Annotated in this window: 17 protein-coding genes; 8 read left to right on the top strand and 9 right to left on the bottom strand. The window is 72.6% G+C overall.

Translation table 11 applies throughout. The features are described from left to right. Positions 1–32 precede the first annotated feature (32 nt). Positions 33–2,336, top strand: a complete 2,304-nt coding sequence (locus ACZ67M_RS13390; RefSeq protein ID WP_392010341.1) for a transglycosylase domain-containing protein — start codon at positions 33–35, stop codon at positions 2,334–2,336. Positions 2,337–2,406: 70 nt separating this feature from the next. On the opposite strand, the gene ACZ67M_RS13385 is transcribed toward ACZ67M_RS13390, so the two are convergent. The 4 genes from ACZ67M_RS13385 to ACZ67M_RS13370 all read right to left on the bottom strand — a co-directional run bounded on the left by ACZ67M_RS13385 (position 2,407) and on the right by ACZ67M_RS13370 (position 8,703). Continuing rightward, positions 2,407–4,500, bottom strand: a complete 2,094-nt coding sequence (locus tag ACZ67M_RS13385) for a SpoIIE family protein phosphatase (RefSeq protein WP_392234653.1) — start codon at positions 4,498–4,500, stop codon at positions 2,407–2,409. Positions 4,501–4,783: 283 nt separating this feature from the next. Then, a complete protein-coding gene (fomD, locus tag ACZ67M_RS13380; protein WP_392010346.1) occupies positions 4,784–5,485 on the bottom strand; it encodes a cytidylyl-2-hydroxypropylphosphonate hydrolase in 702 nt (233 codons plus the stop codon). A 104-nt stretch (positions 5,486–5,589) separates the two neighbouring features. After that, a complete protein-coding gene (locus ACZ67M_RS13375) occupies positions 5,590–6,975 on the bottom strand; it encodes a class II fumarate hydratase (protein WP_161325875.1) in 1,386 nt (461 codons plus the stop codon). 60 nt (positions 6,976–7,035) lie between these two features. Beyond that, positions 7,036–8,703, bottom strand: a complete 1,668-nt coding sequence (locus ACZ67M_RS13370) for a fumarate hydratase (RefSeq protein WP_469850921.1) — start codon at positions 8,701–8,703, stop codon at positions 7,036–7,038. 199 nt (positions 8,704–8,902) lie between these two features. On the opposite strand from ACZ67M_RS13370, the gene ACZ67M_RS13365 reads away from it, so the two are divergent. Together ACZ67M_RS13365 and ACZ67M_RS13360 are read left to right on the top strand one after the other, a co-directional pair. Further along, the gene (locus ACZ67M_RS13365; RefSeq protein ID WP_382809882.1) at positions 8,903–9,583 is read left to right on the top strand and encodes a DUF1707 SHOCT-like domain-containing protein; all 681 of its coding nucleotides are present in this window, start codon (positions 8,903–8,905) and stop codon (positions 9,581–9,583) included. 104 nt (positions 9,584–9,687) lie between these two features. Continuing rightward, positions 9,688–10,068, top strand: coding sequence for a WhiB family transcriptional regulator (locus ACZ67M_RS13360; protein ID WP_161325872.1), 381 nt, complete (start codon positions 9,688–9,690; stop codon positions 10,066–10,068). Between the two features lie 172 nt (positions 10,069–10,240). Here ACZ67M_RS13360 and glpX read toward each other — a convergent pair whose 3' ends face one another. After that, complete coding sequence (gene glpX / locus ACZ67M_RS13355; RefSeq protein WP_122616021.1) at positions 10,241–11,272, bottom strand: class II fructose-bisphosphatase; 1,032 nt, start codon at positions 11,270–11,272, stop codon at positions 10,241–10,243. A 126-nt stretch (positions 11,273–11,398) separates the two neighbouring features. Here glpX and ACZ67M_RS13350 point away from each other — a divergent pair, with 126 nt between their 5' ends. Beyond that, positions 11,399–11,932 (top strand): DUF4245 domain-containing protein, encoded by a 534-nt coding sequence (locus ACZ67M_RS13350; protein ID WP_469850918.1) that lies wholly within the window; start codon positions 11,399–11,401, stop codon positions 11,930–11,932. 80 nt (positions 11,933–12,012) lie between these two features. Here the strand turns inward: ACZ67M_RS13350 and ACZ67M_RS13345 are convergent, their stop codons facing one another. Then, positions 12,013–12,603, bottom strand: a complete 591-nt coding sequence (locus ACZ67M_RS13345) for a malonic semialdehyde reductase (protein WP_361352216.1) — start codon at positions 12,601–12,603, stop codon at positions 12,013–12,015. A gap of 224 nt (positions 12,604–12,827) precedes the next feature. Here ACZ67M_RS13345 and ACZ67M_RS13340 point away from each other — a divergent pair, with 224 nt between their 5' ends. From ACZ67M_RS13340 to ACZ67M_RS13325, 4 genes are all read left to right on the top strand, one after another. Then, a complete protein-coding gene (locus tag ACZ67M_RS13340) occupies positions 12,828–14,120 on the top strand; it encodes a nucleotide sugar dehydrogenase (protein ID WP_469850915.1) in 1,293 nt (430 codons plus the stop codon). Then, positions 14,117–15,580, top strand: a complete 1,464-nt coding sequence (locus ACZ67M_RS13335; RefSeq protein WP_469850914.1) for a glycosyltransferase family 2 protein — start codon at positions 14,117–14,119, stop codon at positions 15,578–15,580. The genes ACZ67M_RS13340 and ACZ67M_RS13335 overlap by 4 nt, the downstream gene beginning before the upstream one ends. Positions 15,581–15,680: 100 nt before the next feature. Then, positions 15,681–17,198 (top strand): polysaccharide deacetylase family protein, encoded by a 1,518-nt coding sequence (locus ACZ67M_RS13330; RefSeq protein WP_467319520.1) that lies wholly within the window; start codon positions 15,681–15,683, stop codon positions 17,196–17,198. 106 nt (positions 17,199–17,304) lie between these two features. Then, on the top strand, positions 17,305–17,523 hold the full coding sequence (locus tag ACZ67M_RS13325) for a DUF4287 domain-containing protein (RefSeq protein WP_392099388.1): 219 nt from the start codon (positions 17,305–17,307) through the stop codon (positions 17,521–17,523). On the opposite strand, the gene ACZ67M_RS13320 is transcribed toward ACZ67M_RS13325, so the two are convergent. The 3 genes from ACZ67M_RS13320 to ACZ67M_RS13310 all read right to left on the bottom strand — a co-directional run bounded on the left by ACZ67M_RS13320 (position 17,520) and on the right by ACZ67M_RS13310 (position 20,594). Next, a complete protein-coding gene (locus ACZ67M_RS13320) occupies positions 17,520–17,774 on the bottom strand; it encodes an exodeoxyribonuclease VII small subunit (protein WP_469850911.1) in 255 nt (84 codons plus the stop codon). The two genes, ACZ67M_RS13325 and ACZ67M_RS13320, sit on opposite strands and share 4 nt — an antisense overlap. A gap of 9 nt (positions 17,775–17,783) precedes the next feature. Next, on the bottom strand, positions 17,784–18,992 hold the full coding sequence (gene xseA, locus ACZ67M_RS13315) for an exodeoxyribonuclease VII large subunit (protein WP_392010363.1): 1,209 nt from the start codon (positions 18,990–18,992) through the stop codon (positions 17,784–17,786). A gap of 225 nt (positions 18,993–19,217) precedes the next feature. Beyond that, a complete protein-coding gene (locus ACZ67M_RS13310) occupies positions 19,218–20,594 on the bottom strand; it encodes an APC family permease (protein ID WP_392099390.1) in 1,377 nt (458 codons plus the stop codon). Positions 20,595–20,613 lie beyond the last annotated feature (19 nt).

Genomic DNA, 20,613 nt, shown 5'->3' with positions numbered 1-20,613 from the left:
CACGGATGACCGAAGCGGAGCGGATCGGACCCATGGGACGAGCGGAAGAGAGAAAAGCGCGACAGCGCGGTGGCCGCCGCGCGGCGCCCAAAAACCGCCGTTCGTCGGGCGCGGGCGGGAAGAGCGGCATACGCCGCCTGTTCACCTGGAAGAAGATCGTCGGCACGTTCTTCGGCCTCTGCCTGCTCGGCATGGGCGCCTTCATCGTGCTGTACATGGTGATCGACATCCCCGAGGGCAACCCCGAGGCCGATCTCCAGAGCAACGTCTACAAGTACAGCGACGGCAGCGTCATGGCCCGCACGGGCGAGCGCAACCGCGAGATCGTGGACCTGGCCAAGGTGCCCAAGGACGTCCAGCGCAGCTTCGTCGCCGCCGAGAACAAGACCTTCTACGAGGACGCGGGCGTCGACCTCAAGGGGACCACGCGCGGCGTACTCAACACGCTCTCCGGCAAGGGCGCGCAGGGCGGCTCGACGATCACCCAGCAGTACGTCAAGAACTACTACCTGTCGCAGGAGCAGACCGTCTCCCGCAAGCTCAAGGAGCTGGTCATCTCCCTGAAGCTGGACCGGGAGAAGTCCAAGGACTACATCCTCGCCGGCTACATGAACACCAGCTACTACGGCCGCGGCGCCTACGGCATCCAGGCCGCCGCCCAGGCGTACTACCGCGTCGACGCCGAGGACCTGACGGTCGAACAGGGCGCGTACCTCTCCGCGCTGCTCCAGGCCCCGAACCAGTACGACTGGGCGATCGCCAGCGAGACCGGCAAGAAGCTGGCCCAGGACCGCTGGAACTACGTGCTGGACAACATGGTCGAGCAGAAGTGGCTGGGCGCGAGCGAGCGCCAGGGCATGAAGTTCCCGGTGCCCAAGGAGCCCAAGGCCGCCGCCGGGATGGAGGGCCAGACCGGGTATCTGGTGGACGCGGCCAACTACACGCTCAAGAAGCAGCTCGTCGCCCAGGGCGCCGCCGAGGACATGGAACAGGCCAAGGCCCTGGTGGACCTCGGCGGCTACACGGTCACCCTCAACATCGACAAGAAGAAGCAGGCCGCGCTGGAGAAGTCGGTCAAGGCCAAGCTCACCGGCAAGCTCGACCCGAAGAAGCGCGACGTCGACGCCGACGTCCAGGCCGGCGCCGCGTCCGTCGACCCGAAGACCGGCGGGGTCCTGGCGATGTACGGCGGCGTGGACTACGTGAAGCACTACACGAACAACGCCACCCGCGACGACTACCAGCCCGCCTCCACCTTCAAGCCGGTGATCCTCGCCGCCGCCGTCGACCAGGACGCCGAGACCCAGGACGGCGTGCCGATCACCGCCAACACCCTGTACGACGGCACCAGCAGGCGCCCCGTGATGGACGGCGACCAGAAGGTCGGCTTCGCGCCCCCCAACGAGGACGACGTCGACTACGGCGACATCGACGTCCAGGAGGCGATGAACAAGTCCGTCAACTCCGTCTTCGCCCAGATGGGCATCGACGTGAGCATGACGGAGGTGATGAAGGTCGCGGCCGAACTCGGCATGGACACCGAGGGCGAGCAGGCCGTGCCCGCCCAGACCCTGGGCAGTATGGGGGCGAGCCCCCTGGAGATGGCCGGCGTCTACGCCACCCTCGACAACCACGGCAAGAAGGTCACCCCGCAGATCGTCAAGTCGGTCGAGCACAAGGACCGCACCATCGAGATACCCGAGGCCATCGGCGAGCAGGTGATCAGCAAGCAGGCCGCCGACACGGTGACCTCCGTGCTCACCGGCGTGGTCGACGACGGTACGGCCAGGACCTCCGTACGGGAGAACCCGCTGCGCGACGGGCAGCAGGTGGCCGGCAAGACCGGTACGTCCGACGACAACAAGTCGGCCTGGTTCACCGGCTTCACCCCCGGCCTGGTCACCTCGGTCGGCCTCTTCGGCGAGGACCCCAAGAGCCACGCCCAGGTCCCGATGTACAAGGCCGGCGGCGTCGACTACCGCGTCAACGGCGGCGGCTTCCCCGCGGAGATCTGGGCGGCGTACACCTTCGGCGTCATGGACGAGGTCACCAAGTTCGACCTGGACACCAAGCAGGGCGCCGCGGTGAAGCCGAGCACCTCGCCGTCGGTCAGCCAGTCGCCGAGCCAGTCGCCGACGCAGGAGGAGACCCAGGAGGAGTCGCCCTCCCAGGAACCGACGACCGAGGAGCCGACGTCCGAGGCGCCGACGTCCGAGGCGCCCTCCCAGTCACCGTCGCAGTCGCCGTCGAACAGCCCGTCCACCGAACCGCCCACGGGCGGCGGCGGGACGACGGAGCCGGAGAACCCGCTCCTCCCCGACCGCGACCGGGACTAGGAACCGCCGGCAGGTGCAAAGACACGAGAAGGGGCGCCCGGTGCTCACCGGGCGCCCCTTCTCGTACGTCTCAGCCCCGGTTCAGCTCGAACCAGACCACCTTGCCCGTGCTCAGCCGGGTCGCGCCCCAGCGCCGGGCCAGCCGGTTCACCAGGTACAGCCCGCGCCCGCCCTCGTCGGTGGCGCGCGCCTGCCGCAGCCGGGGCAGCTGGGGCACGTCGTCGCCGACCTCGCAGCGCAGCACGTCCGTGCGCAGCAGCCGCAGGGTGACCGGCCGGGAGGCGTACCGCACGGCGTTGGTCACCACCTCGCTGACGAGCAGCTCCACGGCGTCCGTGAGGTCCTCCATGCCCCAGCGGGCCAGCGCGCGCCGGGCCAGCCGGCGGGCCCGGCCGGGCGCCGCGTCCTCCGGATCCAGGAACCAGTACGCCACGTCGCTGGGCGCGATGCCGTCGAACCGGGCGGCGAGCAGCGCGATGTCGTCGTCCCGGTCGCCGGGGCCGAGCATGTCGAGGACCTCGTCGCACAGGGCTTCCAGGGGCGGCGGATGGTCCGGGCCGGTGAGCTGCGCGGTCGCCGCGAGGCGCTCCCGCAGCTGCTCTATGCCGGTCCACACGTCCCGCAGCCGGGACTCGACCAGCCCGTCCGTGTACAGGAGCAGGGTCGCGCCGGCGGGGGCGTCCAGCTCCACGGCCTCGAAGTCCACGCCGCCCACGCCGATCGGGGCGCCCGCCGGCACCCGCAGCACCTCGGCGTGGCCGCCCAGGTGCAGGAGCACGGGCGGCGGATGCCCGGCGTTGGCGACGGTGATGCGGTGCGACACCGGGTCGTACACCGCGTAGAGGCAGGTCGCCATGCGGTCGGTGCCCAGGCGCTGGGCCTGCTCGTCGAGGTGGTGCAGCACCTCCTGCGGGGGCAGGTCGAGCCCGGCCAGGGTCTGCGCGGTGGTCCGCAGCTGGCCCATGATGGCCGCCGACGTCATGGAGTGGCCCATCACGTCCCCGACGACCAGCGCGACCCGGCTGCCGGGCAGCGGGATGGCGTCGTACCAGTCGCCGCCGACCCGCGCGGTCTCGGCGGCCGGGAGGTAGCGGGAGGCCAGCCGTACGCCGGTGCAGCGCGGCAGGTTCTCCGGGAGCATCGTGCGCTGCAACTCGTCGGCGATGTACGCCTCACGCCCGTACAGCACTGCCTTGTCGATGCCGAGGGCGCTGTGCGTGGCGAGCTGCGCGGCGACCAACAGGTCGTCGGCCTCGAAGGCGACGCGCTCCGGGCCGCGCAGGAACAGGGCGGCGCCGATCACCCGGCGCCGGCCGCGCAGCGGCGCGAGGATCGCCCGCCGGCCGTCGGGCACGGCGAACTCGCCTCCGTCGCCGAGCAGTTCCGGCAGCGCGGCGCGGGCGGCCGGGGTGTCCGTGAAGACCGGGCGGACCCCGCGCAGCACCTCGGCGAGCGCGCTGCCCGGCCGCACCTCGCACAGCTCGGAGCCGACCGCCTCCAGCTCGGAGGGTTCCGGCTGGGCGGCCGGGATGAAGCCGCCCTCGGTGTCCCGCTCGGCCGGTATCCGGTCGGTGCGCCGCAGCCGCAGCACCAGCGGGCCGGTGGGGCGCTCGTCGCCGACCGGCAGCGGCTCGCGCAGGTAGACGAGGATCGCGTCGGCGAACGTCGGCACGGTGGCCCGGCACAGGCCCATCACGATCTCGTCCAGGTCCATGCCCCGGGCGATCCGCCGGGTCGCGGCTCCCACGAACCGCAGCCGGTCCCCGTCCCGCCGCATCGGCGTGGGCTGCCCGGGCGCGGTGGGCTGCCCGGTCCGCCGCTCCGGCTCCGGCGCGGCCCGGCGGTCCGTACCGGGCGGCGCCGCGGGCGTGGACGGCATGCCGCCCGGCTGCACCGGGACGCCCTCGGCCGCGGGCCGCGGGCGGTGCGTGTCGGGCTCGGCGGCCTGCTCGGCGCCCGGCTGGGCGTGCTCGTAGGCGCCGGGGGAGTCGGTGCCCGCGGTGGGCGGCGTCTCTCCCGCGCGTCCCTGTGCCGGTAACGCGGACCCGGAGGCGCGCGGCTCCACGGGGGTACGCATGAGCGCCCCGCGGGGGTCCGTGGGGTCGGCGCCCGTCATCGGGCGGTCGAAGGAGGTCGGGTGCTCCGTCACGCGTGTCGAATCCATCCGTCCGGGACTGCGCGCGGCGCGTGCAGTTCGTCCCGCAGAAATCCCGATACCCGGAATACGTGCCCGAGGAACGGGGTTCCCGCGTGGTCAGAGGCTGTTGCTGTGTCACCGGCGGGCCGTCGGCGGCCCGTCTCCGTGTTGCCCTCGTACCCCTCGCTCACGTCCTGCCGCCCCTCGGTGACGATCGGTCAAGCACAGCGCACGCTCCGCCGGTTGCCGTTGCCGCGCTCCCTTGCGGAGGACGATCCTACGTTTCTTGCCCGGGGGCACTTCAAGGGTCTCATGAGGACGCGTGCGCGGGCGTGCGATCCCAGTCCCCCGGCAGCGACGGTACCGCCCACGCCGGATCGGGGCGCCAGTCCTCCCAGCCGTCGGCGAACGGCGAGCCCCAGGCGCGGATCTCCGCGACCGCGGCCCGGCCCGCCGCCCGTACCCGCTCGGCCTGCCCGGCGTCCATCAGCCGGTCCCGCAGGGCCTGCGCGAACTCGTCCTCGTCCCGCCAGTACCAGGTGCGGTCCGGGTGGACGGAGATGTCCAGGAAGTGGTCCTCGGAGTCGACACCGCCCTCCCAACGGGTCAGTGGCTCCTCCAGGTTCACGTACCAGTTCTTGAACCGCCAGCCCGGATCCCAGAACAGCCACACCGACCAGGGCTCGCCGGGCCGCGCCAGCTTGAGCACGCCGGTGCCGAACCACCGGTCGCGCTGCACGGCGCGCGGCTTGGTGTAGCGCGAGGCCAGCGGCTCCAGGTGCACGGGCGTACCGTCGGCGAGCACCGGCTTCACGCACTCGGTGCCGGGCGCCAGCCACACCGCGAGCAGGTCGGCGTCGTCCCGTACGACGGTGACGGGGCGCGCGATGTGGAAGCGCGGGCCGCCGTTCTCCCGGTACCGCCACAGGATGTGACTCCCGGGCTCCCAGAACTCCGGGGCCGCCGCACCGCCCGCCTCCGTGGCCTCGCTCACCGCTTCACCGTCTGCCATGCACAGATATTAGGTGCCGTGGCCATCCGGCGCGCCGAAGATCGCGAGAGCGTCCGCCTGCCCGACGGCGGCCGGGCCACGGACGGGCCGTCAGGGCGCGCAGGTCACGGACGGGTCATCCGCAGCACGTCCAGCGCCTCGTCCAGCTGCTCGCCGGTGAGGTCGCCGCGCTCGACGTACCCGCCCTCCAGGACGACCTGGCGGATCGTCTTCCGCTCGGCCAGCGCCTTCTTCGCGACCTTCGCCGCCTCCTCGTACCCGATGTACTTGTTGAGCGGCGTGACCACGGAGGGCGAGGACTCCGCGTACTCGCGCGCCCGGTCCCGGTGGGCGGTGACGCCGTCCACGGTCCGGTCGGCGAGCAGCCGCGAGACGTTGGCGAGCAGCCGCACCGACTCCAGTACGTTCTTGGCGATGACCGGCAGCATGACGTTCAGCTCGAAGTTGCCGGCCGCGCCCGCCGCCGCGACGGTCGCGTCGTTGCCGGTGACCTGGGCGGCGACCATCAGGACGGCCTCGGGGATCACCGGGTTGACCTTGCCGGGCATGATGGACGACCCGGGCTGGAGGTCGGGCAGCGAGATCTCGGCGAGCCCCGTCCGCGGGCCGGACGCCATCCACCGCAGGTCGTTCGCGATCTTCGTCAGCCCGACGCCGATGGTCCGCAGCTGCCCGCTTGTCTCGACGATGCCGTCCCGGGCGCCCTGCGCCTCGAAGTGGTCGCGCGCCTCTGTCAGCGGCAGCCCGGTCGCGCGGGCCACCTCCTCGATGACGGCGGCGGAGAAGCCGGGCGGGGTGTTGATGCCGGTGCCGACGGCGGTGCCGCCCAGCGGCAGCTCGGCGAGGCGGGGGAGCGAGGCGTTGAGCCGCTCGACGCCGTACCGCACCTGCGCCGCGTACCCCCCGAACTCCTGGCCCAGGGTGACCGGCGTCGCGTCCATCAGGTGCGTACGCCCGGACTTCACCACGTCGGCGAATTCCTCCGCCTTGCGCTCCAGGGCGTCCGCGAGGTGGTCGAGGGCCGGGATCAGGTCGCGGGTGACGGCGGCGGTGGCGGCGATGTGGATCGAGGACGGGAAGACGTCGTTGGACGACTGGGAGGCGTTGACGTGGTCGTTGGGGTGCACGTCGCGGCCGAGGCGCTCGGTGGCCAGGGTGGCGAGGACCTCGTTGGTGTTCATGTTGGACGAGGTTCCGGAGCCCGTCTGGAACACGTCGACCGGGAAGTGCTCGTCCCACCTGCCCTCGGCGACCTCGCCGGCCGCCTCCTGGATCGCGGCGGCGACGTCCTTGTCCAGGACCCCCAGTTCGGCGTTGACCTTCGCCGCCGCGCCCTTGATCCGGGCCAGCGCCTCGATGTGGGCGCGCTCGATCCGCTGACCGGAGACCGGGAAGTTCTCGACGGCGCGCTGCGTCTGCGCCCGCCACTTGGCGTCGGCGGGGACGCGGACCTCGCCCATGGAGTCGTGCTCGATGCGGTAGTCGCTCATACCGGGTACAGCGTGCGGGGCGGTGCGGATGTTCCGGCACCGCCCCCCGTTCGTGAGCGCCTAGGCGAGGCCGGGACCCCGCACCGGAATGCTCGTGAACGTCGGCGCGGGCGCCGGGTCCTGGAAGAAGTCGTTGCCCTTGTCGTCCACGACGACGAACGCCGGGAAGTCCTCCACTTCGATCTTCCAGACGGCCTCCATGCCGAGTTCCTCGTACTCGACGACCTCGACCTTCTTGATGCAGTCCTGCGCGAGCCGCGCGGCCGGCCCGCCGATGGAGCCGAGGTAGAAGCCGCCGTGCGCGTCGCACGCGTCGGTGACCTGCTTGCTCCGGTTGCCCTTGGCGAGCATCACCTTGGAGCCGCCCGCCGCCTGGAACTGCTCGACGTAGGAGTCCATCCGCCCGGCGGTGGTCGGACCGAAGGAGCCGGAGGCGTAGCCCTCGGGGGTCTTCGCCGGACCCGCGTAGTACACCGGGTGGTCCTTCAGGTACTGCGGCATCTCCTCGCCCGCGTCCAGCCGCTCCTTGATCTTGGCGTGCGCGATGTCGCGGGCCACGACCAGGGGACCGGTCAGGGAGAGCCGGGTCCTGACCGGGTGCCTGGTCAGCTCGGCGAGGATGTCGTCCATGGGCCGGTTGAGGTCGATCTTGACGACGTCACCGGCCTCGTCGAGGTGCTCGTCCGTCGTCTCCGGCAGGAACCGCGCGGGGTCGGTCTCCAGCTGCTCCAGGAAGACACCCTCGGCGGTGATCTTCGCGACCGCCTGCCGGTCCGCCGAGCACGACACGGCGATGGCGACCGGGCAGGAGGCCCCGTGCCGCGGCAGCCGCACCACGCGCACGTCGTGGCAGAAGTACTTGCCGCCGAACTGCGCGCCGATGCCGATCTTCTGCGTCAGCTCGAAGACCTTCTCCTCCAGGTCCTTGTCCCGGAAGCCGTGCCCGAGCGCCGAACCCTCGGCGGGGATCTCGTCCAGGTAGTGCGCGGAGGCGTACTTCGCGGTCTTCAGCGCGTACTCGGCCGACGTGCCGCCGACGACGATCGCCAGGTGGTACGGCGGGCAGGCGGCCGTACCGAGCGAGCGGATCTTCTCCTCCAGGAACTTCATCATGGAGGACTCGTTGAGGACGGCCTTCGTCTCCTGGTAGAGGAACGACTTGTTGGCCGAGCCGCCGCCCTTCGCCATGAACAGGAACTTGTAGGCGCCGCCGTCGGTGGCGTACAGCTCGATCTGGGCGGGGAGGTTGGAGCCGGTGTTCTTCTCCTCCCACATGGTGAGCGGGGCCATCTGCGAGTAGCGCAGGTTCAGGTTCTTGTAGGCGTCGTAGATGCCGCGGCTCAGGGCGGCCTCGTCGCCGCCCTCGGTGAGCACGTTCTGGCCGCGCTTGCCCATGACGATGGCCGTGCCGGTGTCCTGGCACATGGGCAGCACGCCCGCCGCCGCGATGTTCGCGTTCTTCAGGAGGTCCAGCGCGACGAACTTGTCGTTGCCCGACGCCTCGGGGTCGTCCACGATGCGGCGCAGCTGCGCGAGGTGGGCGGGGCGCAGGTAGTGCTGGATGTCGTGGATGGCCTCCCCGGCCAGCTTGCGCAGCGCCTCCGGCTCCACCTTGAGGAAGGTCCGCCCGTCGGCCTCGAAGGTGGACACGCCCTCGGCGGTCACCAGCCGGTACGGAGTGGTGTCCTCGCCCTGGGGGAGCAGGTCGGTGTACGCGAACTCAGGCATCTCGCCCATTCCTCACTAGACATCGCGCGCGGCTGGATTTCGCTGGATCTCTCAGCAACGACGGCTGGCCTCCATCGGCAGCGCCAACCAGCGTAGAACCTGCGCGCGGCGCCGGGCTTGTGAGGTAAGGCTCAGTAAGGTGCGACAAGGTTGTCCACAGGTCTGGTCGCGATCTATCGCGTTTCGGTACGCTGCTGCCGTGGACCTTCAGAAGCACGCCCAGCCCGCACCGCGCACCTCCGAGCTGCGCGCCTCGGACGCCGACCGCGACCGCGTCGCCGACATGCTCCGCGATGCCCTCGCGGAGGGACGGCTCACCGCCGACGAGCACGCCGAGCGGGTCGAGGGCGTGCTGGCCGCCAAGACCGTCGGCGAGCTGGACGTCTTCGTGCGCGACCTGCCCGCCGCGCACCACGGCGGGCCGTCCGCCGCTCCGGCCCCCAACCGGCCCACGGCCGGCGCCATCCCCCCGGACCCCGACGAGAACGTGGTGGCGGTGTTCAGCAGCGCCGTCCGCAAGGGCCGCTGGCGGGCGAGCCGCCGCATCCACGCGTACGCGGTCTTCGGCAGCGTCGAGATCGACCTGAGCGAGGCCGTCTTCGAGTACCAGCAGGTCGTGATCAAGGCCTTCTCCGTCTTCGGCAGCGTCGAGGTCCGCGTCCCGGAGAACGTGTCGCTGCGCGGCACCGGCGGCGGCGTGCTCGGCAATTTCGAGGTGCACACCCTCGACTCCGACGAGCCCGACGCCCCCGTCGTCTACGTGGACGGCTGGGCGGTCCTGGGCAACGTGGAGGCGCGCCCCAAGCGCGGCAAGGTCGTCGCGGACCTGCTGGACCGGGTGCACCGCCGGGTCGAGAAGGGTTTGCGCAAGCACCTCTAGCGCACTGTCCCCAGCCGTTGGGAACCCAGTGCATAGGCACGCGCACAACGGGTAAGCCTTGACGCATCGTCTCTCGCTCGCGAAGCCGTCGTCAGGAGTAGACCGTGCTGCAACCGCCGCATTCGTCCCTGCAGGTAGCTGCCGTTCCGGCCCAGCGGGGGCCGGTGCGGGACAGGGACCAAGACGCTCCGTGGCACACCGAGGCGGTGTGCCGGCGCGACGAGGCCGGACTGTTCTTCGCCCCCTCCAAGGAACCGACCGCCGCCCGGCTCTCCCGCGAGGAGGCCGCCAAGCGCGTCTGCGCCCGCTGTCCCGTCATGGTCGAGTGCCGAGAGCACGCCCTCCTCCAGCCCGAGCCCTACGGCGTCTGGGGCGGCCTCACCGCCGCCGAACGCCGCGTGGTCCTGGCCAGGCGCCGCCGCCGCGAGGCCGAACTGAAGAAGCCCCCACGCACGTCGGCGGCCCCCATAGCCGCGGCGGGCTAGCAGACACCGACGCGATGAAGGGCGCCCCCTCCGCACAGGGGGCGCCCTTCGTCATGCCGTCGGGGCTGTTGGCTCAGGGGCGCGGGGAACTGCGCGACCAGCCACAGACGACCCGCACTCGCCAGGCGACGGAGAGCCCCACTTCAGAAGGCGCCCCCCGAAGCCGACGGAGTCACTTCGCCCGGTCGAAATCCACCGCGCTGTACGCCCGCAGCTTGCTCAGCCGGTGCTCGGAGTCGATCCTCCGCACCGTCCCGGACTTGGACCGCATCACGATCGAGTCGGTCGTGGCCGTCTCGGACCGGTACCGGACCCCGCGCAGCAGCTCGCCGTCGGTGATGCCGGTCGCGACGAAGAAGACGTTGTCCCCGGAGACCAGGTCGTCCGTGGTCAGGACGCGGTCCAGGTCGTGCCCGGCGTTGATCGCCCGCTGCCGCTCCTCGTCGTCCTTCGGCCACAGCTTGCCCTGGATGGTGCCGCCCAGGCACTTCACCGCGCAGGCCGAGATGATGCCCTCGGGGGTGCCGCCGACGCCGAGGAGCAGGTCGATGCCGGTGCCCTCGCGCAGCGCCAGGATGGAGCCGGCCACGTCGCCGTCGGAGATCAGCTTGATGCGGGCGCCGGTCTCCCGGACCGCCTTGATCAGGCCCTGGTGTCGAGGGCGGTCGAGGATGACGACGGTGACGTCCTCGGGGGTGCGCCGCTTGGCCTTGGCGATCCGGCGGATGTTCACGGACACCGGCGCGTTGATGTCGACGAAGTCCGCGGCCTCCGGGCCGGTGACCAGCTTGTCCATGTAGAAGACGGCGGAGGGGTCGAACATGGAGCCGCGCTCGGCGGCGGCCAGCACCGCGATGGCGTTGGTCATGCCGTTGGCGGTCAGCGTGGTGCCGTCGATCGGGTCGACGGCGATGTCGACCTCGGCGCCGGTCCCGTCGCCGACCCGCTCCCCGTTGAAGAGCATCGGGGCCTCGTCCTTCTCGCCCTCACCGATGACGACGACGCCGTTCATCGAGACGGTGTGGACGAGGGTCCGCATGGCGCGCACGGCGGCACCGTCGGCGCCGTTCTTGTCACCGCGCCCGACCCAGCGGCCGGCGGCCATGGCCGCGGCCTCGGTGACCCGCACCAGTTCCATGGCGAGGTTGCGGTCGGGGGCCTCTGAGGGGACGTCCAGCTCGGACGGCAGATGATGCTCGGTCATCGGAGCGCACCTTTCTGATACGACGACGGCCGGATGAGGGTATGGCCATGACTCTATCGTCAGTCCGACAAAATGAGCAGGGGACCCCACGTTTGAGCGGATCAGGCACCTGCGACGATAGGGGGCGTGGCAGGTATGAAAGGCAAGCAGAAGTCGGCCCGGGACATGATCCTCTCCCTCGGGCTCATCGTCCTCGCGGCGGGCGTGATCTGGATCTTCATCCCGCACGACGACGGCGAACCGGACGTCAAGCGGGTCGACTACCGGGTGGAGCTGCTGACCGCGCAGCGCGCGGCGTCGTACCCGGTGGCGGCGCCCGAGGGTCTGTCCCAGGACTGGAAGCCGACCTCGGTCCGCTTCCAGGGCGACGACTTCGACGCCTGGCACCTGGGTTTCCACGCCCCGGACGGCGAGTACGTGGCGGTCGAGCAGTCCACGCAGAAGCCCGCCTCCTTCATCGAGGACGCCAGCCAGGGCTCGCGGGTCACCGAGCGCACCGAGGAGATCGGCGGCCGCACGTGGACCCGGTACACGGGTGGCCGGTACGACGCGCTGGTGCTGGAGGGCGACTCCGCCATGAAGGGTGCGACGACGGTCGTGGCCGGCACGGGGTCGTTCGAGCAGCTGGGGAAGATGGCGGCGGCGCTGAAGCTGGCGTGAGTCCCCGCACGGACGCATGACGAAGCCCCCGACCCATCGGCCGGGGGCTTCGTCATGCGTCCGTGCGGACCGTGCCGGGGTCAGACCGTCGTGACGACCTGGTCGTAGGTCAGGCGCGGGGAGCGCGGGAACCAGGCGTCCGGGCCCGGACGGCCGATGTTGACGACCATCAGCGGGGTGTGGTCGTCGTCCAGGAACTCCTTGCGGACGCCCTCGAAGTCGAGGCCGGTCATCGGGCCGGCGGCCAGGCCGGCGGCGCGGACGCCGACGATGAAGTACGCGGCCTGGAGCGCGGAGTTCAGCAGGGCGGCGCCCTCGCGCGCCGGGCGCTCGCTGAAGAAGGCGTCCTTGGCCTGCGGGAAGTGCGGGAAGAGCTGAGGCAGCTCGTCGTGGAACTCGTTGTCCGCCGAGAGGATCGCGACCAGCGGGGCGGCGGCGGTCTTGGGCCGGTTGCCCTCGGCCATGTGCTGCACGAGGCGCTCGCGGGCCTCGGGGGAGCGGACCAGCGTGATGCGCAGGGGGGACTGGTTGAAGGCGGTCGGGCCGTACTTGACCAGGTCGTAGATCGCCTGCACCTGCTCGTCGGTCACCGGCTCGTCGGTGAAGGTGTTCGCGGTGCGGGCCTCGCGGAACAGCAGGTCCTGGGCGGCGGGGTCAAGAACGAGAGACATAGGTGATCTTCCTCGGTGGTGCGTCGGCTCCACGCCGGTGGGGCGCCGGGAGCCGTTGACGGGACCGACGGTACGGGAAAGAAGTTCAAGTTTCAACCAAAAAGGGAGTGCGGTGATCCGCTTCACACCACCGCCCGGGTGAAGGGGGTCTGGCGTATTCGGGGGCGGGTGTGTCGGGGGGAAGGTGTTCGCGCCCGGTACGCCTATATGACCGTGTGAAATTTATGTCAAATGGTGATGTAACCGGACTCGCCGTCGCGGTCGTCGGACTCGGCTACGTCGGACTGCCCACCGCGCTCGCCCTCTCGGACGCCGGCGCCACGGTCATCGGCATCGACAGCAGCCCCGCCCGGCTGCGCGCGATCGCCCGCGGCGCCGTGGACCTGCTCCCGCTGCACCACGCGCAACTCGCCTGCGCCTCGGCCGGCGACCGCTTCCGGCTCACCCCGGACGCCACCGCCGTACGCACCGCCGACGCGGTGGTCATCTGCGTCCCCACCCCCGTCGACGCCCGCCGCGAACCCGACCTCACCGCGCTGGCCGCCGCCTGCGCCTCGGTGGTGGAGCACGCCGTCCCCGGCCAGCTGATCGTGCTCACCTCGACCAGTTACGTGGGGACCACCCGGGACCTCCTCGTCGAACCGCTGCGCGCCCGCGGGCTCACCGTCGACGAGGACGTCTACGTGGCCTTCGCCCCCGAGCGGATCGACCCCGGCAACGAGCACCACACCCCCGAACGCACCCCCCGCCTGGTCGGCGGAGCCGGACCGCACAGCACCCGCGCCGCGGCCGCCCTGCTGGCACCGACCGCCTCCCTGGTCCGCACCGTCGCCGACCCCGAGACCGCCGAGATGGCCAAGCTCTGGGAGAACACCTACCGCGCCGTCAACATCGCCCTGGCCAACGAACTGGCCGACGCCTGCCACTCCCTCGGCCTGGCACCGGTCCCGGTGATCGAGGCGGCGGCGACCAAGCCGTACGGCTTCATGCCCTTCTACCCCGGCCCCGGCGTCGGCGGGCACTGCATCCCCTGCGACCCCCACTACCTGCTCTGGCAGCTGGGCAAGGTGCGGCAGCCGGCGCCCTTGGTGGCCACCGCGCTCGCGGCCAACAGCGGCCGGCCCGCGCGGATCACCGAACGCGCCCTGGACCTGCTCGCGGAGCACGCAGTCACCGCCCGGGGGGCCCGGGTGCTCTTGATCGGCGTCGCCTACAAGGAGGGCGTCGCGGACGTCCGGGAGAGCCCCGCGCTGGAGATCCTCGCCGGCCTCGCCGCGGCCGGCGCCGACGTCGCCTACTGCGACCCCCTGGTCCCCTCGCTCCGCACCGGCGCGGGCCCGCTGAACCACGTGCCCGACCCGCACGCCCGCGCCTGGGACCTGGTCGTCCTGAACACCGTGCACGCCGTGCACGACCTGACCTGGCTGCGTGCGCCCGACGCCCCGCCCGTCCTGGACACCCGACAGCGCGGACCCGTCGCGCCCCGTCCCGCCCCCGCCGCCGAGGTCACGGCATGACCGTCCTGCGCACCTCCCGAGTGCGGGCCGCCCCGGCCCGCGGCAGCCTCCGCCACCGCCTCCGCACCCACCTCGACGCCCTCGACCCCGGCGTCCGCCGCGACGTCGTGCGGCTCCTCAGCCTCCTCGCGCTGCTCCCCCTCCTGCTGCTCCTGGCCCGCGCCGCGGTCCGCCTCCCGCACGCCTTCGACCTGCTCACCCTCTACGGCCTCACCGTCCTCGCCGGCACCGTCTGCCTCCTCCACCTCGCCTACAGCCGCTACGACGACCCGGCCGTACGCCCCCTGCGCGCCCGCCCCCGCGACGCCGACGCATTCCCGGCGCTGCCCGCGCGGCCCCGCGTGAGCTTCCTGCTGGCCGTGCGCAACGAGCGCGCCCACATCGAGGACTGCGTACGCTCCATGGCCGCCGTCGACTACCCGGACCTCCAGATCGTCGTGGTCGACGACGCCTCCGACGACGGCACGCCCGAGGTACTGGAACGCCTCGCCGGGGAACTGCCCTTCACGCTGGTGCGGCTGACCGAGAACCTCGGCAAGAAGGGCGCGCTGGTCCGCGCCTGCGCCCTCGCCGACGGGGACGTCCTGCTGTTCACCGACTCGGACTGCGTCGTCGCACCGGACGCCGTACGGACCTGCGTCGACGCGCTGGTCCGCCACCCGGAACTCGGTGCCGTCAGCGGGCACTGCCGCGCGCTCAACACCGACGCCGGGCTGCTGGCCCGGGTCCAGGACATCTGGTACGAGGGCCAGTTCCGCATCAGCAAGGCCGCCGAGGCGTCCTTCGGCTCGGTGTCCTGCGTCTCCGGACCGCTCGCCGCCTTCCGCCGCGAAGCGATCTACAACTACCTGCCCGCCTGGGCCGAGGACCGCTTCCTCGGCGCCCCCTTCCGCTTCGCCACCGACCGCCAGCTCACCGGCTACGTCCTCGGCCAGGCCTGGCGGGGCCGCGCGCTCAAGGAACGGCACGCCGACTCGCCGTTCGTCCGCGACCACGACTACCCCGAGCTGCGCTGGCGGGTGGGCTACACCCGCTCCGCGCGCGTGTGGACCCGGGTGCCGTCCCGGCCGGCCGCCTTCCTGCGCCAGCAGATCCGCTGGAAGAAGAGCTTCATCAGGAACCTCTTCTTCACCGGCGCCTTCATGTGGCGCCGCGGCCCGGCCGCCGCCGCCCTGTACTACGGACACGCCCTCTGGGTGATCGCCGCACCGGTCCTGGTCGTACGCCACCTGGTGTGGGCCCCGCTGCACCTGGCCGGCCTGCTGACCCTGCTGTACCTGGGCGGGGTCGTCCTCAAGGGCTGCGTGTGGGGGATGGCCTACCGGTTCGACCACCCCGGCGACCGCGCCTGGCGCTGCCGCCCCCTGATGAGCCTGCTCTCCTGCTGCGTACTGGCCTGGCTGCTGCCGTACGCGCTGCTCACCCTGCGCCGCAACGTCTGGTCGAGGAGTGCCGCATGAGGAACGCCCTGCACGGCCTGGGCCGTGCGCTCGCCGTCGGCTCGACGGTCGCCGTCATCGCACTGGTGTACCTGTTCGTCATCACCCGCGGACGCCCGCTGTGAAGCGCGCCGAGCCCGGCACCGGACGTCGGCGGCCCCTGCTGCGCGCAGCCCTCGCCGTGCTCACGGTGACCGTGGTGGCGCTGCCGTTCGCCGCCGCCCGGCAGTACGACGCGTTCCGCCGGACGGTCGCCCAGCAGGCCGCGCCGCCCGTGAGCGGGGCCGCCGGGCCGGACGCCGAAGCCGCCCCCGCCCGCGGCGCGCCCGTCGTCCTCGCCTACCACGACGTGGCCCCGGACAGCCGCAGCCGGTACACCGTCTCGCCGGAGGACTTCGACGCCCAGCTCCGCGCCCTGCGCGAGGCCGGTTACCGCACCCTGTCCACCCGGGAGTTCACCGCCTTCCTGCGCACCGGCCGCACCCCCGCGCCGCGCACCGTCTACCTCACCTTCGACGACGGCACGCACGGGCTGTGGGTGCACGCCGACCCGCTCCTGGCCCGGTACGGGATGAAGGCGGCGGCCTACCTGATCACCGGCCAGGTGGGCACCCACCGGCCCTACTACCTCTCGTGGGCCGAGGCCGAGCGGATGGCGGACTCCGGGCGCTGGGACTTCCAGGCGCACACCCACCTCAGCCACGAGCGCGCTCCGGTCGACGCCGCCGGGCACGACCGGTCCGCGTTCACCAACCGGCTGTGGCGGCCCGACGAGGGGCGTGTGGAGACAGGCGAGGAGTACCGCCGCCGGATCGCCGCGGACCTCGACCGCTCGGCCGGCGACCTGACCGGGCACGGCCTGCCCCGGCCCGAGCTGTTCGCCTACCCGTTCTCGGAGCGGCTGGAGGAGTCCAACCTGGGCCGGGACGGTGCCGCCGCCCTGCGGTCGATGCTCCGGGCGCGCTTCACCGCGACCCTCACCAACAACTCCGCGCGCCCCCTTCCCCCGGGGCGGCGTGCGGCCGCCGCCGGGCAGGTGCAGCGCCTGGAGGTCACCCGGGACACCACTCCGGCCGGACTGCTGCGCGCCATGGCCCGCTGGGCGCCGGTGGCACCGTCCGACGCCGGCCGGCCGCTGTCCCACCCCGGGCACTGGCGGATGACCGGTGACCCGGACGGGGCCGGACCCGGCACGCTCACCGGAGCCGCCCGGCCGGCGCCCGGCACGGAGTACGTCTCGGCCGCCTACCGGCCCCTGGCCACCGCCGACTGGACCGCTTACCGGCTGCGGGCCTCCGTGGCCGGGCTGCGCGGCACCTCCAACGGCGCCGGTATCACCCTGCGCGAGGGCAGCGGGCACCCGGTGGCGCTCTCCGTCGGCCGCAACACGGCGAGCCTGACCGGGAGCGGACCGCGGGGCACCCGCGACTCCTGCCGGCCGGCCCCCGCCGCCCGGCACACGGTCACCGTGTCGGTGACGTCCGAGCGGGTGCGGCTGACCGTGGACGGCGACGCCTGCGCGACGGTCCGCGCGGCGGCACGGCCGGCACCGGAGCTTGCCGGTGGCTTCTCCCTCAGCCTGCGCAACGGTGGGCCGCAGCGGCAGTGGCCCCGCTTCACCTCGCTGAAGGTCGAGTGACGCGCGTCACGTGCGTCCGCCGATCACTTTCGCCGCCGGGCGCGGTCATGGAGGGCACACGTCGACACCCGTGGACGTGAGCCTCGTACACAGGGAGCGCATCGACATGACCGCCACCGCGAACGGCCCCGCCTCCTACTTCCCCTCCATCGAGAAGAAGTACGGCCGTCCGGTCGCCGAGTGGAAGGAGCTCATCCGCTCCTCGCCGCTCACCAAGCACATGGAGCTGGTCGCCTGGCTCAAGACCGAGCACGGCCTGGGCCACGGGCACGCCAACGCGCTGGTCGCGCACACGCTCGCGGAGGGCACGGCGAAGGAGGGCTAGAGGGACTCGTCCCCCTCGTCCTCCGTGCCCGCCTCCTCGGCCAGCGCCGCGTCCAGGCGGGCCCGGGCGCCGTCGAGGCGGCGGCGGCACACCTTCGCCAGTTCCTCGCCCCGCTCCCACAGGGCGAGGGACTCCTCCAGCGTCGTACCGCCGGCCTCCAGGCGACGGACGACCTCAATCAGCTCGTCCCGCGCCTGCTCGTACCCGAGCGCCTCGGACATGGCCGTCGGCTGCTCCACCTCGCTGGTCATCCACCCACCCTATGCGTCGACTCGTACGGAGAAATCGCCCTCGGCGACACGCGCCCGCAGCGCCTCGCCCGGCTCCACCTCGCCGGGGTCCCGGACGGCGTGCCCGTCCGCGCGCTGGAGCACGGCGTACCCCCGCTTGAGGGTCGCGGCGGGGGAGAGGGCCACCACGCGCGCGTGCGTGTGCGTCAGCTCGGAGTCGGCCCGGTCGAGGTGGTGCCGCAGCGAACGGCGGCCCCGGTCCAGCAGGGCCGTCACCTGCTCGGCCCGCTCCTCGATCATCCGGTGCGGATCCTGTATCGACGGCCGGGCCAGCGCGTGCGCCAGCCCCCGCTCCTCCCGGTCCACGTAGGCCGCGACGCACCGCCGCGCGCGGTCCCGCAGCTGCCGCACCCGCTCGTACTCCTCGCCGACGTCCGGCACGACCTTCTTCGCCGCGTCGGTCGGGGTGGAGGCGCGCAGGTCGGCGACGTGGTCGAGGAGCGGGTTGTCCGGTTCGTGCCCGATCGCCGAGACGACCGGCGTACGGCACGCGGCGACCGCGCGCACCAGCTGCTCGTCGGAGAACGGCAGCAGGTCCTCGACGCTGCCGCCGCCGCGCGCGACGACGATCACGTCCACGTCCTCCCGCGCGTCCAGCTCCTTCACCGCCTGCACCACCTGCGGCACCGCGTGCACGCCCTGCACGGGGACGTTGCGCACCTCGAAGCGGACGGCGGGCCAGCGGTGCCGGGCGTTCTCCAGGACGTCCCGCTCGGCCGCCGAGGCCCGGCCGCACACGAGGCCGATCAACCGCGGCAGGAACGGCAGCGGCTTCTTCCGCTCCGGCGCGAAGAGCCCCTCCCGCGCGAGGGCCTTCTTCAGCTGCTCCAGCCGCGCCAGCAGCTCCCCGACGCCCACGGGCTTGATCTCGGCGGCCCGCAGCGACAGCTGCCCGCGCGGCGCGTACCACTCCGGCTTGGCGTGCACGACCACCCGGGCGCCCTCGCCGACCACGTCCGCCACCGCGTCGAACACCTGCCGGTAGCAGGTGACGCTCACGGAGATGTCGTACGACGGGTCGCGCAGCGTCAGGAACACGACCCCCGCGCCCGGCCGCCGCGACAGCTGTGTGATCTGCCCCTCGATCCAGACCGCGCCGAGCCGGTCGATCCACCCTCCGATCAGCCGCGACACCTCACCCACGGGCAGCGGGCTTTCGGGAGTGGAGTTAACAGCCATGCGCCCGAGCGTAACGGCCGGGTACGACATCCCCGCGGGGCTTGCGCGGCCGGGCCCCGGCACGCGCGCGTGCCTGCCGGCGGTGGAACCGTGCCCCACGCGCGGCGACCGCCGCCGGCACGCGCGTCCGTGAGCCCGGGCCGGAGTGCGCGGACGCGCGTGCCGGCCGCCCTCGTCGCTGAGCGCACTCTCGTCGCGGGCGTCGCTCACGCCGGCCACGGCGGGTCACATCCCCGCCGCGCGCCTCCCGCGTGCCTGCGCCGCCAGGACCACCAGGCCCACCGCCAGCCAGATCGCCCCCACCACCTGCGCGCTGCCCGACGCCTCCACGATCACCGCGATCGTGATCGCCGCGCCCAGGACCGGCACCACCAGGTGCTTCCACCAGTTGACCGGGGCGTCCCCGCGCCGCCGGACCACGAACCAGCCCACCACGCTCGCGTGCAGCAGCGTGAACGCGGTCAGCGCGCCGACGTCGACCACCGACACCAGGTGGTCCAGGCCGTCGTCCCGGCGGGCCGCCCACACCGCCGCCGCCATGGTGATCACCGCCGAGACCAGGATCGCCACGCGCGGCACCCCGGCGTCGGTCCGCGACAGCACCCCCGGCAGCCGCCGGTCGCGGCCCATCGCGAACAGCAGCCGCCCGGCCGCCGCCTGCCCGGCCAGCGCCGCGAACGCCGCGCCGATCGCCTTGCTGACCGCGACCAGGTCGTGCAGCCACGTGCCCACCGACGCGTCCACGGCGTCGTAGAAGGCCGACCCCTGCCGCTCCGGCTCCGCCGCCAGCTGCGCCGACGACACGGGCTCGAGCAGCGCCACCAGATACGTCTGCGCCACGAACAGCACACCCGCCAGCGCCAGGCAGAACAGCAGGGCCCGCGCGACCTTCGCCGACCCGCCGGTGACCTCCTCCGCGAACGTCGCGATCGCGTCGAAGCCCAGGTACGACAGCACCGCCACCGACACCGCGCCGACCACCGCCGACAGCGCGAAGGCACCCTGCGTGCCGTCCCCGGACAGCGGCGACAGCCAGTCGCGCGCGGCCCCGTCCCGCGCCAGGACCACGATCGCCGCCACCACGAACACCACCAGGACCACGATCTCCATGGCGAGCACCAGGAAGCCCACCCGGGCCGCCGCCCGCACCCCCCACAGGTTCAGCAGCGTCGTCACGATCACCGCGATCGCCGTCCACACCCACCGGGAGACCTCCGGAACCAGCGCCTCCATCGCGATCCCGGAGAACAGGTACGCCACCGCCGGGATCAGGACGTAGTCCAGCATCGCCATCCAGCCCGCGATGAACCCCGCCCCGTTGCCGAGCCCCACGCGCGCGTACGCGAACACCGACCCGGCCTGGGGGACCACCCGCACCATCTGCGCGTAGCTGAACGCGGTGAACGCCATCGCGATCGTGGCGACGACGTACACCAGAGCGACCGCGCCGTGCGACTTCGCGTCCAGCGTGCCGAACACGCCGACCGGCGCCATGGGCGCGATGAACAGCAGGCCGTAGACGACCAGGTCCCTGAAGCCCAGACTGCGCCGCAGCTGGTGTTCCTCACCGGCCCCTGGGGCCGTCGTACCGGTCTCCGACATCGTGCCTCCGCCAGCGCCT

This window comes from Streptomyces sp. NPDC107500 (assembly GCF_055582785.1).
This window is presented reverse-complemented; position numbering and strand designations above follow the sequence as displayed.

Coding starts and splice junctions, on each gene's coding strand:
- ACZ67M_RS13390 (WP_392010341.1), top strand. CDS start 33: ATGGGACGAGCGGAAGAGAGAAAAGCGCGACAGCGCGGTGGCCGCCGC.
- ACZ67M_RS13385 (WP_392234653.1), bottom strand. CDS start 4,500: ATGGATTCGACACGCGTGACGGAGCACCCGACCTCCTTCGACCGCCCG.
- fomD (WP_392010346.1), bottom strand. CDS start 5,485: ATGGCAGACGGTGAAGCGGTGAGCGAGGCCACGGAGGCGGGCGGTGCG.
- ACZ67M_RS13375 (WP_161325875.1), bottom strand. CDS start 6,975: ATGAGCGACTACCGCATCGAGCACGACTCCATGGGCGAGGTCCGCGTC.
- ACZ67M_RS13370 (WP_469850921.1), bottom strand. CDS start 8,703: ATGCCTGAGTTCGCGTACACCGACCTGCTCCCCCAGGGCGAGGACACC.
- glpX (WP_122616021.1), bottom strand. CDS start 11,272: ATGACCGAGCATCATCTGCCGTCCGAGCTGGACGTCCCCTCAGAGGCC.
- ACZ67M_RS13345 (WP_361352216.1), bottom strand. CDS start 12,603: ATGTCTCTCGTTCTTGACCCCGCCGCCCAGGACCTGCTGTTCCGCGAG.
- ACZ67M_RS13340 (WP_469850915.1), top strand. CDS start 12,828: ATGTCAAATGGTGATGTAACCGGACTCGCCGTCGCGGTCGTCGGACTC.
- ACZ67M_RS13335 (WP_469850914.1), top strand. CDS start 14,117: ATGACCGTCCTGCGCACCTCCCGAGTGCGGGCCGCCCCGGCCCGCGGC.
- ACZ67M_RS13325 (WP_392099388.1), top strand. CDS start 17,305: ATGACCGCCACCGCGAACGGCCCCGCCTCCTACTTCCCCTCCATCGAG.
- ACZ67M_RS13320 (WP_469850911.1), bottom strand. CDS start 17,774: ATGACCAGCGAGGTGGAGCAGCCGACGGCCATGTCCGAGGCGCTCGGG.
- xseA (WP_392010363.1), bottom strand. CDS start 18,992: ATGGCTGTTAACTCCACTCCCGAAAGCCCGCTGCCCGTGGGTGAGGTG.
- ACZ67M_RS13310 (WP_392099390.1), bottom strand. CDS start 20,594: ATGTCGGAGACCGGTACGACGGCCCCAGGGGCCGGTGAGGAACACCAG.